Below are 539 nucleotides of genomic sequence, written 5' to 3'. Positions count from 1 at the left end.
CTTGCAAGACCAAAGACAGGGTATGCAAGGTCATAGTGGACAGTGGTAGCACAGATAATCTCGTTTCTACAGAGATGGTAGAAAAGTCGGAGCTAGATACTATTGAACATCCGAGCCCATACCGAGTTTCGTGGCTACAAAAAGGACATCAGGTAAATGTCACTAAACAGTGTTTAGTTGAATTTAAAATAAGAGGATATAAAGATGAAATATTATGTGATGTCATTCCCATGGATGTTTGTCATCTATTGCTGGGTAGACCATGGAAATATGACAGGAATGTGATTCATGATGGGAGAAAGAACACATACACCTTGGAGAAGAATGGGAGAACTCACATGTTGTTGCCGATTAAGGATAAAGAAGTGAAACTAGAAGTGAGCAACACTGTACTTCTCATGAGTGGGAAGGAACTTCTTAAGGAGGTTAAGAAGAAGGAAGACACACAATTTATTGTGGTCAGGAAACCGAGGATTGTTCTGACTAGCACTAGAGTAGATGATGTACCTGAGGAGATTCAGAAACTACTGGAAGAGTTC

The 539-nt window shown here is 40.3% G+C and carries 1 protein-coding gene; it reads left to right on the top strand.

Annotation, left to right across the window (positions count from 1 at the left end; all coding sequences use genetic code 11):
- Positions 1-539: retropepsin-like aspartic protease (locus tag NUW87_RS11590; RefSeq protein WP_269028686.1), on the top strand; the 539-nt coding region annotated here is incomplete at both ends.

This window comes from Corynebacterium pilbarense (assembly GCF_026930265.1).
Taxonomy (GTDB): domain Bacteria; phylum Actinomycetota; class Actinomycetes; order Mycobacteriales; family Mycobacteriaceae; genus Corynebacterium; species Corynebacterium pilbarense.
Note: the sequence above shows the minus strand (reverse complement) of the source record. Positions and strands in the feature narration are given on the sequence as shown.